The organism is Slackia exigua ATCC 700122, from assembly GCF_000162875.1.
GTDB lineage: Bacteria > Actinomycetota > Coriobacteriia > Coriobacteriales > Eggerthellaceae > Slackia > Slackia exigua.
Window position 1 is genome coordinate 36,560 of the sequence record NZ_GG700630.1, and the last position, 15,465, is coordinate 52,024.

The following is a 15,465-nucleotide window of genomic DNA, read 5'->3' on the forward strand; positions in this document are numbered from 1 at the left end:
GCATGCGAGGTGATTTCCATGGAAAAGACCAAGGGGCTTCATCGTGCCTGGCTCGTCATGCTGGGATGCGGCATGCTCATCGCTGGGTCCGTGACGTTCTATACCGTTGTCATAGGTAACTTTTTCGTTCCTGCAGCGGCCGATCTCGAGGTCGACTATTCAAGCATCTCTCTGTACACGACCGTCGTGTATCTGGGAATTGCATGTGGGTTACCTTTCGTAGGCAATCTGCTTCATAAGATACCTCCGGCAGGTATCGCAGGTTTTGCGGCTCTGCAATCTGCCATCGTTGCACTTCTTGCTTTCAGCGACGGCATAGTCTTCTGGTGGATAGGCGGCTTCTTCATCGGTGTCGGCATGTCTTTCACGAGCATTGTGTTCATTTCCACCGTCTTGACGAATTGGTTCACCAAGAAAACCGGTTTTGCCATCGGTGCAGCGTGGGGTCTTGCAAGCATCGTTTCGGCCATTATGAGTCCGCTTTCCGTCACGCTTATGGACGCCATTGGCTGGCGGTCGGCCATGATCGTCTTCGCTGCCATTGGGGCCGCATTGGCTATTCCCGCCGCCTTGTTCATGGTTTCGTACAGTCCTGATCGTAAAGGCATGAAATCTTACGGTTACGAGCAGGTCGCGGGTGCTGAGGGTGAAACCGAGCCGCTCGTCGGCGTGCCAGCGAAGCATGCGTTGAAGTCCATGTCTTTCGTCCTGGTTGCATTGGCGCTTGCTCTTACTCAAATCGTTTCAGTCATCAACGCATATTTTCCGGTGTATGCCGAAAGCGTTGGTTTCGCTCCGACGGTAGGTGCGCTGATGATTTCGGTGGCCCTCATCTTCGACATCGTGCTCAACGCTACTGTAGGAGCCACTATCGACAAGATAGGAGCGATACGCGGTTTCGTTTCGTGGATGGCGGTTTCGGTCGTTGCCATGGTCATTCTGATGTTCAGCGCCGGTCAACCGCTTCTTGCGTATCTTGGCGCCGGCTTGGGCGATGCGCTCTACGTCCTTTTGGGCGTCGGTATTGCATCGGTCGTTTCCCATGTGTTCGGGACGAAGGATTACGGCAAGATTTTTGCATACATATCGATGATAGGTTTCGCCGCCGGGTCGGTCGGAGGATTCGTGATCACTAGGCTATACGAGGTCACTGGTTCGTTTCAGATGGTGTTCGTGTTCTGCATCGTTGTGTGTGTCGCTATCTGCGGTTGCGTCCTTCTTGCCAACGCATTGGGCAAGAAGCTTCCGCGCGTGTCTGACGATGGTGCGATCCCTGACGAATAGCTGTTTTGCATTCTGACGAGAGAACGCCGCTTTGCGTGGATGCAAGGCGGCGTTCTTGATGACGTAGCAGTTCCGTCGACCGTAGCGTATGTATCGTCGTCTACCGAGAACAACGCTTAATTCAACTCCCGACGAGCAGATCGAGGCCGTGGTCGCCCGCATCGAATCCCTGTAAGGTTTCAGGAAGAGCATCCTCCGTTCATGTCGAAATTGCGCATTGCGCGACATTGCTGCTATCATAGGTTGGTCTTTTAGGGGACGGAGGAGTTCGTGCATGCGTGTCGCCGATGCCTCCCGAGTCGAATAACTGACGCGACGAAACGATACAGGAGCATTACCACCATGACCGAACCAAGCTCTGTACGCTCGATCCGGGATTTCTCCCGCCGAAATTTCGTCAAGCTCGCCGGCCTCGCCGCGCTGGGCATGACGTTCCCGCGCCTCGCGTACGGCGCGGAGTCCGACGATCTCGATGCCAAGGCGAAGGCTCTCGAAGGCAATCTTGCCGATCAGCAGGCTCAGTACGACGAGCTTTCCGCCAAGCTCGATGTTCTGAAGCAGCAAGTCAACGATGCGCTCGTCGCCTACGACAAGGCCACTGCCGCCCATGAGGCCGCCGTTCAGGCGGTCGAAGACGCCCAAGTGCGCGTCGATAACGCGGAAGCCGCCCTGGCCGACATCCAGACTCAGCTGTCCGACCGCGTGACCAACATCTATCGCCAAGGCGAGCCGGGCATCTTCGACGTGCTCTTCGACTCTTCGTCGTTCGAGGAGTTCGTGACCAGCTGGGATGCCATGTCCCGCATCAGCGCGCAGGACGCCGATCTCGTCCAGCAGTCCAAGGATGCCAAGGCCGAGGCCGAAGCCGCCCATAAGGAATACACCGAGCAGGAAGCCAAGGCCGCCGAAGAGCTTCAGAAGGCGACCAAGGCCAAGGACGATCTCGAAGCCGCCCAGGAAACCCTGCAGAAGCAGGTCGACAAGATGGATCAGGACATCATCGACCTTCAGCAGGAGATCGAAGCCACGCGCATGGACGCCGACGCCGCGCGCGAGAAGGAAGAAGCCGCCGCGAAGGCCGCTGCCGAGGCTCTTGCCAAACAGAAGTCCACGGCCCGCTCGTCCGCCAGCTATTCGTCCGCATCCAGGTCCACGTCTCCGTCCATCTCCGTCGACGGCTGGGTGAATCCGGCTCCGGGCAAGCACGTCACGAGCCCCTTCGGCTGGCGTGCCTCCACGGGCACCTTCCACCAGGGCGTCGATCTGAGCTGCTCGTACGAACCTTGCTACGCCATCGGCGACGGCACGGTGTCGTTCACGGGCTGGCTCGCGTCGACGAGCGGCCTGTCGGTCGCCATCAATCACGGCGGCGGCACCGTTTCCTGGTATCTGCACGGTTCCGAGGCGCTTGTGAGCTCCGGATCGTCGGTTTCCGCCGGCCAGCAGGTGATGATCACCGGCAACACCGGCCATTCCACCGGCCCGCACCTGCATTTCCAGATCAACGTCAACTCGCCCGACGGCATCTACGGAACCGCCGTCGACCCCCAGCAATACTTCAGCTGGTAAGCCCATCCGTCATCATGCTCTGACGAAGCGGTCCGCGCAATCGGGCCGCTTCTTCTTCTCTCGGAGAGGTGCCGCCCGTGCCCGACTTCTCGCTCCATCACGACTATCCCGGCGATCCCAAGCGTCCCGAAGCCCGCATCCTCGCCGTCGAGGAGCTTTCTCCCGCCGACGATGCCGGCTTCACGCCGGGGTGCGTCATCACGGCCGTCAACGGGCATCCTCTGCGCGACATGATCGATTGGCAATGGTATTCCGACGGCTTCGAGGTCACGCTGTCCTACGTGGATACCGAGGGCGATTCGGGCGAGGTCACGCTCGAGCGCGAAGACGGCGAAAGCTGGGGCATCACCTTCGACGGCGCCATCTTCGACGATATCAAGACCTGCCGTAACGCCTGCGTGTTCTGCTTCATGCGCCAGCTTCCCGCAGATGCGCGCGATTCGCTCATGCTGCGCGACGACGACTGGCGCCTGAGCTTTCTCCAAGGCAACTTCACCTCGCTCACGGCGCTGACCGACGAAGAGGCCGACGAGATCATCGAGCGGCACGTATCGCCTCTGCGCGTGTCGCTGCATTGCATCACGCCCGAAGTGAGGCGCACGATGATCGGCCGCCATGCGCCGCACGGCGTCGAGATGATGGAGAAGCTGCTCGCCGGCGGCATCGAGATGTACATGCAGATCGTGCTCGTACCCGGCATCAACGACGGGCGCGAGCTCATGAAGACGCTCACGTGGGCCTATACGCACGAAGGCATCGCGAACGTCGGCATCGTTCCGATCGGCTTCACCAAGCACCAGACGCGTTTCGAGCGCAGCTTCACGGAACCCGATCAAGCGCGCGAAGTCATCGATATCGTCTCGCGCTTCCAAGCCCATGCCCAGGCGGAGCGCGGCTGCGCGTTCGCGTATCTCGCCGATGAATTCTATTGCAACGCCTATCCTGACGATCTGCTGGATCATCTTCCTCCGAGCAGCCATTACGGCGACTTCGATATGTTCGAGGATGGAATCGGCATCATCCGCGCCACGGTGAACGAATGGGAAGAGGCGGGGGAGGGCATCGATGCGCTTGCACGGGCCCTCGAAGAGGAGGACGCCCATGTATATTACGTGCTCGGCTGCGCTCAGAAACCCGCGTTCACGCCGATCGTTGAATCGAGCCCGCTTGCCGGGCGCCTCATGCCGCTCTATGTGGAAAACGAGTATTTCGGCGGCAACGTCAACGTTACCGGGCTTCTGACCGGGACAGACGTCGCCCGTGCCTTGCGCGGCGTATCGGCGCGCGATTACGTGGTGCTGCCGCGCGTGATGTTCAACGCCGACATGATGACGCTCGACGACATGACCGTCGACGATATCCGGGATGCGGCGGGCATGCCGGTCACCGTGGTATCCTGTGACCCCAAAGAATACGTGCATCAGATCGAAGAGCTAGTAAGAGGATTGTGATCATGGCATTGCCAATCGTCGCCGTCGTAGGGCGCCCCAATGTCGGCAAATCGACGTTCGTGAACCGCATCACGCACGGCAACGACGCCATCGTGCATGAGATGCGCGGCGTCACGCGCGACCGCTCGTATCACGAGGCCGAATGGAGCGGCGTTCATTTCACCCTCGTCGATACCGGCGGTATCGAGATGGGCGACGACGACGTCTTCCAGGGCTCCATTCGCGAACAGGCGTTCGTGGGCGCCGAAGAGGCCGATGCGATCGTCTTCATCGTCGACGGCAAGACGGGCATCGCAGCCGATGACGATGCGGTCGCCCGCATCCTGCGCAAGACGTCCAAACCGGTGTTCTTGACCGTCAACAAGATGGACAATCCTGCCGACGAATCGGCGATGTGGGAATTCTACCAGCTCGGCCTGGGCGATCCGTGGCCCATCTCATCCGAGCACGGGCACGGTACGGGCGATCTGCTGGATGCCGTGATCGACGTCATCCGCGACATTCCCGAGCGCGAGCCCGAGGAGCGCGAGAACATCGTCAACGTGGCCATCATCGGCCGTCCTAATGCGGGGAAGAGCTCGCTTACGAATCGTCTGATCGGCAAAGAACGCTCCATCGTGAGCGACGTCGCGGGCACGACGCGCGACGCGATCGATACGACGATCGAGCATGAAGGCACCTTCTACACGATCGTCGACACGGCCGGCCTGCGCCGCAAGGCCCAGATCGACCAAGATGTCGAGTATTACGGGTTCGTGCGCGCCATGCGTGCGATCGATCGCGCCGACGTGGCGCTGCTCGTCGTGGATGCGACCCTCGGCCTGACCGATCAGGATCAGCGCGTCGCCGGCTATGCGCATGAGCGAGGCTGCGCGCTTGCGATCCTCTTGAACAAGCGCGACGCGGTCGAATCGGGCGATACCTTGAACGCGTTGCGCGAAGATATCGAGGAGCGCATGAACTTCGTGAAGTACGCGCCGGTCTTGAGCATCTCGGCGCTGACGGGCAAGAGCGTCGATCGCATCTGGAACATGATCGACGATGTCTTCGCCAGCTATTCGGCGCATATCACCACCGGCAAGCTCAATGCGTGGCTCCAGACCATTCGCGAGTTCGGCTTCACGGTCAGCAAGGGGAAGCGGAGGCTCAAGCTCAAGTACGTCACCCAGACGCGCACGTGCCCGCCGCAGTTCACGGTCTTCTGCAACATGCCCGATCTGGTCAACGACAATTTCGAGCGCTATCTGGAGAACCGCTTCCGTCAGACGTTCGAGCTTCCGGGCACGCCGATCGTGTTCAAGTTCAAGAAGCGCGACTGACCAAGGTATCGCAGGCGCCGGAGGATGTCCGGCGCCTGTTCGTTTCATCAAGGACTTGCAGGTACGTTACGGAATCGAGGTCGGCATTCCATGTCGTTGGGCATCGCGTTCGGAATCTTCGCGGTCACATTCCTTCTCGGGTCCATCCCGTGGGGCGTCATCGTGTCTAAGACGATCTACCATACCGATATCCGCGAACATGGCTCGGGCAATATCGGGACGACGAACGCGATGCGCACGATGGGCAAGGCCGGAGGAGCGGCGGTGTTTCTGCTCGATTTCTCCAAGGGGCTCGCTTCGGGCGCCATCGCCTGGGGCTGCGCGCACACGGCGCCGCCCGATGCCGCGATCCTGACGCCTGCGCTCATGGGCGCGGTCGCCGCCTGGGGTTGCGTATACGGCCATATCTTCAGTCCTTGGCTCTCTTTCAAGGGCGGCAAGGGCATCGCCGTCGCGATCGGGGCTCTCTTCGTCACGTTCGGCTGGATCGGCGCCTGCATCGAGCTTTTTGCCGTTTTCGCGCTGCTCGTCATTCTCACGCGCTACGTTTCGGTTGGATCGATCGCCGCCGCCGTCGCGTGCCCGTTCGTCGCGGCGGTGCTGTTCTGGGGCGACTGGCCTGCCATTGCCGTCTATGCGCTCGTGGGCGCGACGGTCGTGTGGGCGCACCGCTCGAATATCGCGCGGCTTGCATCCGGAACCGAATCGAGAATCGGATCGAAGAAGGGGACTGCATGATGGACGCGCAGGTCGCGATCGTAGGCGCGGGGTCGTGGGGAACGGCTTTGGCGCAGCTTGCCGCCACGGCGGGAAACGATGTGCGCCTATGGGCGCGTAAGGAAGAAGTCGCACACGGTATCAACGCCGATCACGTTAACCCTCGCTATCTGGCCGATGCACGCCTGAGCGAACGCATCGAGGCCTCGACCGATATCGTGCGCGTGGTCGGCGGCGCCGATGCCGTCGTCATCGTGACGCCTTCGTCGGTCATGCGCGAGACAGCCCGCGCGATCGCTGCGCACGTCGGCGCGAAAACGCCTGTCGCCCTTGCGGCCAAGGGCGTCGAGGCCGAGACGGGCATGCTGCCGGTCGAGGTATTCGACGAGGTGCTGGGCGGCCTCGGACGGTTTGCGGCGCTGACCGGACCCAACCATGCCGAAGAGGTCGTGCGGGGCGTGCCGTCGGGCACGGTCGTCTCGTCGTACGTGCCGCGTACGGCGCGATTCTTCCAGAGCCTGCTGTCCACGGAATCCTTCCGCATCTATGTGGGCAACGATGTCGTGGGCGCCGAGGTGTGCGCCGCGTACAAGAACGTCATCGCCATCGCCGTGGGCGCGTCCTACGGTCTCGGCATGGGCGATAACACGGCGGCGCTTCTGATGACGCGCGGCCTGGCCGAAATGAGCCGTCTGGTCGCGGCTTGCGGGGGCAATGCGATGACCTGCATGGGCCTTGCCGGCATGGGCGACCTTGAGGTCACGTGCATGAGCCCGCACTCGCGCAACCGCACGTTCGGCTACGAGCTTGCCCAGGGCGTCACACTCGATGCGTACCGCGCGCGGACGCACATGGTGGTCGAAGGAGCGCTTGCGTGCCGCACGTTGCACGATCTGGCGCTCGCGCACGACGTGGACCTTCCTCTGGCGCGTACCGTCCGTGCGATCGTCTGGGAAGGCTACGATGCGGTCGCGGCCGCCCAGGATCTTCTGGATCGTCCGCAGAAGCCGGAGTTCTGATACCGATCTATCCAAAACGTCTCGTCGCCTTACTGAGCAACTCGAATTTTCTGTAAAAAGTTACCTAAAGGTTACTATGGCAACCTCGCGCGGGTCGCGCACCGCTCATAATCGAGCGTGGACACAGTGTGCGCTGCAGGGAATCGCGCGATTGAAGGCCGAAAGGCCGCGATCCGGTCGTGCATCCGCGCTTCGGCACGGATGCACTATGGGCCGAACGGCGATTTCGAACGATGCATCAGGAGCCGCAGCGCCCGACGATGGGAGTTCGAGAAATGGTGAAAGCGTATCGCATTCATGCAAGGCGGGCGAAGAGCTCGAAACGCGGGGTAACGGCCGTTCTCCTTGCGTTCGTGCTTGCGTTCTCGATGGTGCCGACCGCTGCGGCGGCCGGACCCGAAGAGCCTGCCGAATCGCAGGAAGGCCAGACCGTTTCGGCGCCGGAGAATGCCGATTCCGCAGCCGAAGCACCTGACGTCCAGGTCGCTTTTGCGCCACCCGTTTCGCCTGAGGATGACGAGGAGAGCGCGACGCACGAAGCAGCATCCGAAAATGCTGTTCCGACCGAAGCGGACGATGCGGGCGAGCCCTCCGCGCCTGCGTCCTTCGACAAGGATTTCAAAGACGGAAAGACCGGCATCCGGGCGCACGTCTCCATCAAGAACCCTTCTGAAAACGACGATCCCGAAGGATACGCCTTCTCTGTCAAAGAGCTTTCCGGGCCGCAACGCGTCGATGCCCTGTCGCGTGCCGGCATCGACGATGCCTCGGGCGTCGCCGCCTTCGCGCTGAGCTTCGCCAAGGATGGGAAGGAATACTCCTTTGCCGATGCCGATGCGGTCGATGCATGGCTTCCCGGCACGGAGGGATCGTCTGTCGTTCGCCTCAGCGACGGCAAGGCGAAGAGGCTTTCAGCATCTCGCGACGCCGATGCGCTCAAGGTGAGGACGAACGGCATGGGTTGCTTCGTCGTGGCGCCTCCTGCCGCCGAAGAAGATCACGGGGCGGCCGATGCAGATGCGGCCTCCGACGATGCGGTCGTCGAGGAATCCTCCGACGACGGACATGCCTTCCAGCAGACGCCGCCTGCATCCGACGGCACGGATGCAGGCGAAGGCTCCAATGCGGGTGCGTCCGTCGCGAACGGGAGCGCCATCCTGCACAGCGCATTTGCATTCGAGGGCGGCGGACTGCCATACAGCAGCGCCGAGCTCGCACCCGGAACCTATACCGTTTCAGCCAATATATCCATGATGACGCCGCTCGGAATCCCCGGGTATACGACCAATCCCACCAACCCTGAGGGCATCGGCGGCAAAGCAGGCATTCCCGATATGCCCGTGAGCCAGAACGCCACGCTCGTCGTCGGCGCCGACGGCTCGCGCACCCTGACCGTCGACCTGGTGAATCCGGTCTTCACGGTCCAGAGGGCGCAGAACGGCGCGAACCTGTCCGTCCTCGATGCCGTCTACGTTCCTATCGAGCAGAAGGCCGACGACGAGGACTACAACCAGCGGGTCGCGCAGGCCGGCGTCACCCAGCGCATCTCGCGTCTCACGCTCGGCCTGAACGATTGGAGCGGGCTGTACCGTTTCGGCGGCTGGTCGGTGTATGCGACGACGCTTAACACCTTCTTCCCGAACGCCGCGTATCCCGCCATCTCGTCTCTTGATGTGAGCGTCGATCTGAAGACGGCCGTCAAGAAGGTCGAAGGCGACCGCACGTGGTCGTTCGAAGACGACGCAACGGGCGTGAGCCTCGATGTGCGTGCGGATGCGGGATCGTCTTCGATCGGATCCCTTGACAAGGCGTCCTTGCGCGTGCGGAAGATCGACGATGCGTCGACGCGCGCCGCCGTGTCCGCCCTTCTTTCCCAACGCTACGTGAGCGTTCCCGATTTCGCCCTTTACGATGTGCAGCTCATCGCCGATGGTGATCCTGTCGCCCTCGACGGGAAGACGGCAACGCATCTGAGCATGCCGGCATCCTCCGGATCGAGCCTGGACTCGTATGCGAACGGCATGCTGACAGATCTTGCCGGCACGATCGAAAACGGCCGCATCTCGGCCGCGCCGGGCGCGCTCGGCACCTTCGTGCTTGCATCCTCCGAAGATTGCGAGAAAAGGAAGTGGTCCCGGACCCTGAAAGATCCGGCCACCGGCGTCTCCATGTCCTATGCGACCGACGGCACGCCCGAGACGCCCCTTATCGCCAGCACTCCTGAAGAGTCGTGCCAGATGCTCGAGTGGTATTCCGAGTACCTTTCCCTTCCTGCCGTCAACAAGGCCGACGAGGCGACCAGGAAATCCGCGCTTGCCCTCATCAAGCAAGAAGGGTCGCTTGCGAACCCCGAGCTTTCCGGCATCTACGCGGCCGGAATGTCCATGGAAGCCCTCATGGGGGTTCCCGCCAATCTGCTTGGCGGAGGAATCACTCTGTCGGATGCGTGCAATCCGACGAGCATGGCCATTCCCATGGTCTCACCCGATTCCTCGGTCTACCTTGTCACGGGCACGGTCGGATCGGGCCTGACGAAGGTCAAGAAGCTTTCGGCGACCGTCGACGGCGGCTACGGCATCGTCTCGCTCACGAAGGAATCGACGGGCATGAGCGCGGCTGCCGTACCGCTCTTCAATGCGGCGGCGAACTTCGACGGGACCGCGCAAGGTCCGCTTTCCTCCTCTTCCGAGATAGGGTATCTCGTTGTGGCGTCTGCAGGGTCCGTCTCTCCTGAAGAGCCGCCGAGCGATACGCTTTCCCCCGGCACCTACGAAGTGACGGCCAATCTCGCCATGCCCGGACAGTACAACCCGGCCATCAAGGGACTCACGGTGTATGCGAACAGCCCCGACAACCCGTTCGGCCCGACGATCGACGAGAACTCGGACGTCACGGTCAAGGAGGCCGTGCCGAGCGCGCCCATGAAAGCGAACGCGCGCATCGTCGTGTCGAAAGACGGAAAGAAGACCCTGGTCTTGCCTGTGCGCAACCCCATCTTCACCACGCAGTCCCTCGGCACCTGCGCGACCCTTTCCGACATTCGTACCGAACGCGTGAAGCCGACCGCGGGCGGAGGGAGCTTCAGCGGCACCTACGGGCGCATGAAGGACCGCATCCATATGATGTCGGCCACGCTTCCTGCAGATGCGTCTTCGGGCATCGGCACCTACGATTTCAAGGGCAGCGTCCTGTACGCCGTCCCGCTCGATCTGACGCTTGCGCCTTCGGGGGATGTATCGCTGCAGCTGACGGTCGATTACGGCAGCATGAAGAAGGTTTCGGACAGCACGGATGTTCCCGCCTTCGCGCGACCGGGAGAGAGTCCTTCCGATCCCGGCATAGATCCAGGGCCAACCCCCGATACGCCGAATCCCGGATTCGATCCCTCGAATCCGGGCGGCGGCTCGAATCCGGGCGACGACCCGTCTTCGAACGACCCTGCGGCGACGGATAAGCCTTCCGGCGAGTCCGGCACGCTTGCCGCCGGCACGTACACGGTGTCCGCGAACATCTGGGTCGATAAGTCGACCGCAGGCCTTCCGCTTCAGCCTCACTTCACGAATCCGTCGTTCCCGCCGAAGGATCCGGTTTCCGACAACGCGACTTTGAAGGTCGAATCCGACGGCCATGCCTACGTGACGGTCCCCATCGTCATCCAGGACCGCATCATGCACGTGAAGAGCATCGGAGGCTTGAACATCGTCGATTCGTCGAGCTCGGGCGGCGGGCTTACGAGCATCACGGTCGATCTGGGCGTCCTTGATGCGAGCGACAAGGTGATCAGGAAGAACTGTTCGGCATCCATCGAGCTCGGCTCGCTTGCGCGCACCATCATCGGCGGAGAGGTGAACCGCAATTGGTCATGCTTCTTCCAGGTGAATTTCAGCGGCGTGCCTAATTCCGGCGGCGGCACCATTCCCGCCGCCGCGCTCGCCGCGATGAACGGCGAGACGTCGGCCCAGTCGAGCGGGGCGGTCAAGGCCGCGAAGGACGATGTGTCCGATGCAGCCGCGAAGGCTGCCGAAGAGGCGCGCGCCGCACGCGATGCCGCAGGGACGTCTGCTGCATCGGCATCCGGCGGCGCCGTCGCCTCCGCCGTGTCCGACATCGCCGACGCCGCCGCGCGCAATCCCGTAGCCGCCGCCGTCGCAGGCCTGTGCGCGCTTGCCGCGATCGGCGGAGCCTCATACGTTTTGATCAGGCGCCGCATGCAGGGCATGCGCGCAGTGGAAGGAGGGGAGTAGACGATGCTCTCCCGCAGAAGGTTCATTCTCGGCTCGAGTTTGGCGGTCGCGTCGTTAGCCGTCACAGGTCTTGCCGGCTGCGCATCTTCGGATAAGACGGTCGCTTCCGATGCCGGCGCCGCCCCCTCATCCATGGCGCAGCCCGAGAGCCGCGCGCTCATGGGAAGCCCCGATCCCTGCACGGCGCGCATCGGGCTCATCATGGGGCCTCCTTCCATGGGGCTCTCCCAGCTCATCACCGCGGCGAACGAGGGCGTGACGGAGAACTCCTTCGAGTTCACCGTGAACGGCGTCGACTATATCGGCCTTTCGGCCGCATTCAACGAAGGCGACTACGATATCTGCACGCTTCCTTCCAACATAGGTCCCATCCTCTACAACAACCACGATCTCCAGAACGAATACGAGATCATAAGCATCAACAACCTGGGCGTCCTCTACGTCATGACGACCGATCCGAGCATTTCGGGCATGTCCGACCTCGTCGGGCGCACGGTCTACAGCTACGGCGAGGGCGGCACGCCCGAATACACCATCGAGGCGCTGCTGAAGAAGATGGGCATGGCCGATTCGTTCAACCTCGAATTCAAGAGCACGCCTTTCGAGATCCTGAATCTGCTGCAGCAGGAGGAGAACTGCGTGGCCATCCTGCCGCAGCCCTTCGTATCGCTTTCGAAGATCATGGTGGACCCCCTCTACGTGCCGGTGGACATCACCGACGAATGGGATAAGGCGTTCGCCGACACGGGAAGCCAGGCGGTCACCACCACGACGATCGTCAACCGTCGCTTTCTCGAGGAGCACGAGCAGGCGGTCATCGAATACCTTCAGCTCATGAAGTCATCGGTCGCCTGGACGCTCGAGAATCCCGCCAGCGCCGCAGCGCTGCAGGAAAGCCTCGGCACCTTCCTCAACAACGACGTCGCGCTCGATGCCATGACCCAGATCTCGCTCGTCGCCCTGACCGGCACCGAGATGCGCACGGCCATGTCGGGCTACGTCAAGGAGCTCTACGATGCCAACCCCGACTCCGTCGGCGGGGCCATTCCCGGCGACGATTTCTATTACCTGCCGCCCCGCGGCTATCTGGGCGAGGAGTGATCGCGCGGATGGGTCGTATCGGGGATGCGCTTTCTCGGATGCGTGCGCACGACGCGTCCGACGGGAGCGCGGGCACGCTTCCGCGCCTCGACGTCGTGGCCGAGGCGCTCGGCCTGCCTGAAGAGCGCGTCGCGATGATGGTCGCCCAGGTGCGCAAGAACGGGCTTGACGAAGCGCAGATCGCCCCTATGATGCAGATGGCATCGTCCAAGGGCTTGGACCCTGAGCTCATCATGCAGATGCTGACAGGCATGGGCGCATCCAGGGCCCGCGTGGCCGAGCTCATGCGTGCCCAAGGCATCTTGTCCGACGAAGAGGCGAGCCGCTATATCGACGAGGACGAGCGCTTGCAGACCGAGCGCCTCGCCGAAGAACGACGGCGGAAGCGGCGCGAGCGTCTGCGCAAGGCTCTTGTGATCGCGTTCTGGATTCTCGTGTGGCAGGGGCTTGACCTCGCGATGAACAACAGGCTCGTGCTCGCCGGCCCCATCCGTGTCATGCAGGCGCTTGCCGAAGGCATCGTCGAGCCGGGGTTCTGGCTGAGCTGCTCGGCATCGTTCGCGCGCATCGCGGCGGGATTCCTGCTTTCGTTCTTCGTGGGCATATCCCTTGCGCTCCTTTCGCATCATGCGCGCATCGTGCGCGACTTCGTGGAACCCGTCATCTCCCTTCTGCGCACCATTCCCGTCGTGAGCATCATCATCATGCTGCTCATCTGGGTCGGCAACCAGATGCTCACTGTGTATCTGTCGTTTCTCATCGTGCTTCCCATCATCTACACCAACATGCTCGCAGGGCTCGAAAACGTCGATCCGCGAATGCTGGAGATGGCGCGATGCTATCGCTTGGGATGGTGGCGCACGTTCATGTACGTGTACCGTCCGGCGTTCATGCCCTTCCTCAAGAGCAGCTGCAGGCTTTCGCTCGGCATGAGCTGGAAGGCCGGCATCATGGCCGAAGTCCTGGCCACGCCCAAGCCGTCGATCGGCAAGGAGATGGCCCAGGCGCGCACGTTCCTCGCCACGCCCGACCTCTTCGCATGGACGGTTGTGGTCATGATATTGAGCTGGGGTTTCGAAAAGGCGTTCATGGCTCTGCTCGACGCATTGGGGCGTCCGCTCGGTTCGCTGCTCGGGGTTCGTGACGAAAAGGAGGCGAAGGTGCGATGAGCATAGAGGTCTCAGGCGCCTGCAAGTCCTTCGGCGCGACGCGCGTGCTGTCGGATCTGAACCTGACCATGCAGGACGGCGGCATCTATTGCCTGATGGGTCCATCGGGCGCAGGGAAGACCACGTTTTTGCGCATCCTTCTTGGGCTCGAAACGCTTGACTCGGGAACCGTGACGGGCCTTGCCCGCGGCGAGGCGTCGGCCATGTTCCAGGAAGACCGGCTGTGCGAATCGCTGACCTCGATCGACAACGTGGCGCTCGTGCTCGGCCGTCGGACGAGCCGTCGAAGCGTCAAAGAGCTTCTTGAAGAGCTCCTTCCGCCTGAATGCCTCGACCGTCCCGTGACGAGCCTTTCGGGCGGCCAGCGCCGCCGTGTGTCGCTCGTGCGGGCGGTTGCGTATCCGGGCGCCGCCATCATCATGGACGAGCCGTTCACGGGACTCGATGCGAAGACCCGTCGCCAGACGATCGAGTTCGTGCTCGCGCATAGAGGACGGCGCACGCTGCTCGTCTCCACGCATGGAGAAGAGGACGCCGCCCTGCTCGGTGCGCAGAAGCTCATGCTTTCCGATCTGCAGGGGCGCGATCGGCGGCCATCCGATCGCGTAAACGTCGAGAGGAGCCTGCGATGTCGATAGACGATAAGACCATGGCGCGCATCAAGGCCTCAAGTCCCTTCGCCGGCGTTGCGGAGGAGGACATGGAAGCCTTGGTCGATCAGCTGCATGCGTATACGCGCGCTTACGCGAAGGATACGGTGATCAGGCACGCCGGGGATGAGCTCGATTTCTATCCGGTCATCCTCGAAGGAGAGGTCCAATCGGCCATGCCGCGCGGCGAAAGCGAGCAGATCATCGCCCGGTTCCTTCCCGGGGAATCCTTCGCCGAAGCGGTGCCGGGCGGCCCGGGCGTCTGTCCGGTCAATATACGCGCCCTGTGCGACACCGTGCTCCTGCAGATTCCGGCCCAGGGCTTGAAGCACTGCGCCCATCCGTCCGCCTCGATCGTGCAGGCGAACCTCATGCAGATGATGGCGCGGCGCATCACCTGGCTTTCCAAGAAGATAGCCCTGCTCAATGAGCCGCGCTTGCGTAAACGCATCCTGCTGTTCCTGGAAGACCAGGACAAGGAGGAGGACGGGAGCATACGGGTCTATTTCTCGCGCAAGGACATGGCCGAATACCTGGGCGTCAACGACAAGGCGCTGCTGCGCGAGATCAAGCGAATGCAGGAGGAGGGCGTCCTCTGGGTCGAAGACCGACGGTTCCGCATCCTTCGCCGCTGAGGGTTTCATATCGAGCATCCGGAAACCAGACCGCTTTGCGGCCCGGGCGCGTCCTGCGTTTTTTCGGGACGGCCTGTATAGAGAGAAAGGCACCGACATGATCGGAGACACCGCGAAAACCATGCGCGAGATCTGCGAGGACGAGCCTCTGTTCGAGGGCTTCCTGCAGTCCAAAGGATTTCCCTTCTCGATCGACAATCCCATAACCGAGATCGTGAGCTTCGACGACGTCGCGCAGATGAGGGAGCTCGACAAAGACGGGTTCCTCGCGGAATTCGAAGCGTACAAAGCCCAGCGCGCCTAGGGC

At 62.2% G+C, this 15,465-nt stretch carries 12 protein-coding genes; all 12 read left to right on the top strand.

From position 1 onward, the window contains the following. Positions 1-18 precede the first annotated feature (18 nt). The 12 genes from HMPREF0762_RS00175 (at position 19) to HMPREF0762_RS00230 (ending at position 15,462) form a co-directional block, all read left to right on the top strand. Positions 19-1,284 (top strand): MFS transporter, encoded by a 1,266-nt coding sequence (locus tag HMPREF0762_RS00175; RefSeq protein WP_006361288.1) that lies wholly within the window; start codon positions 19-21, stop codon positions 1,282-1,284. Positions 1,285-1,626: 342 nt separating this feature from the next. Beyond that, the gene (locus tag HMPREF0762_RS00180; RefSeq protein ID WP_006361289.1) at positions 1,627-2,853 is read left to right on the top strand and encodes a murein hydrolase activator EnvC family protein; all 1,227 of its coding nucleotides are present in this window, start codon (positions 1,627-1,629) and stop codon (positions 2,851-2,853) included. 77 nt (positions 2,854-2,930) lie between these two features. Further along, entirely contained in the window at positions 2,931-4,304 is a 1,374-nt protein-coding gene (locus HMPREF0762_RS00185) for a DUF512 domain-containing protein (RefSeq protein WP_006361290.1), read from the top strand. Between the two features lie 2 nt (positions 4,305-4,306). Continuing rightward, positions 4,307-5,623, top strand: coding sequence for a ribosome biogenesis GTPase Der (der, locus tag HMPREF0762_RS00190; RefSeq protein ID WP_040618712.1), 1,317 nt, complete (start codon positions 4,307-4,309; stop codon positions 5,621-5,623). 90 nt (positions 5,624-5,713) lie between these two features. Continuing rightward, complete coding sequence (plsY, locus tag HMPREF0762_RS00195) at positions 5,714-6,361, top strand: glycerol-3-phosphate 1-O-acyltransferase PlsY (protein ID WP_006361292.1); 648 nt, start codon at positions 5,714-5,716, stop codon at positions 6,359-6,361. After that, complete coding sequence (locus HMPREF0762_RS00200) at positions 6,358-7,359, top strand: NAD(P)H-dependent glycerol-3-phosphate dehydrogenase (protein WP_006361293.1); 1,002 nt, start codon at positions 6,358-6,360, stop codon at positions 7,357-7,359. The genes plsY and HMPREF0762_RS00200 overlap by 4 nt, the downstream gene beginning before the upstream one ends. Before the next feature lie 275 nt (positions 7,360-7,634). Further along, positions 7,635-11,603: a hypothetical protein gene (locus HMPREF0762_RS00205; RefSeq protein WP_040618714.1), complete on the top strand. Its 3,969-nt coding sequence runs from the start codon at positions 7,635-7,637 to the stop codon at positions 11,601-11,603. A gap of 3 nt (positions 11,604-11,606) precedes the next feature. Next, a complete protein-coding gene (locus HMPREF0762_RS00210; protein WP_006361295.1) occupies positions 11,607-12,704 on the top strand; it encodes a substrate-binding domain-containing protein in 1,098 nt (365 codons plus the stop codon). Between the two features lie 8 nt (positions 12,705-12,712). Beyond that, a complete protein-coding gene (locus HMPREF0762_RS08935) occupies positions 12,713-13,873 on the top strand; it encodes an ABC transporter permease (RefSeq protein ID WP_050759665.1) in 1,161 nt (386 codons plus the stop codon). Beyond that, the gene (locus tag HMPREF0762_RS00220) at positions 13,870-14,511 is read left to right on the top strand and encodes an ATP-binding cassette domain-containing protein (protein ID WP_006361297.1); all 642 of its coding nucleotides are present in this window, start codon (positions 13,870-13,872) and stop codon (positions 14,509-14,511) included. The genes HMPREF0762_RS08935 and HMPREF0762_RS00220 overlap by 4 nt, the downstream gene beginning before the upstream one ends. After that, a complete protein-coding gene (locus HMPREF0762_RS00225) occupies positions 14,502-15,158 on the top strand; it encodes a Crp/Fnr family transcriptional regulator (RefSeq protein ID WP_006361298.1) in 657 nt (218 codons plus the stop codon). Before HMPREF0762_RS00220 ends, HMPREF0762_RS00225 begins: the two co-directional genes overlap by 10 nt. Before the next feature lie 97 nt (positions 15,159-15,255). Then, on the top strand, positions 15,256-15,462 hold the full coding sequence (locus HMPREF0762_RS00230) for a hypothetical protein (RefSeq protein WP_006361299.1): 207 nt from the start codon (positions 15,256-15,258) through the stop codon (positions 15,460-15,462). The last annotated feature ends 3 nt before the right edge of the window (positions 15,463-15,465 follow it).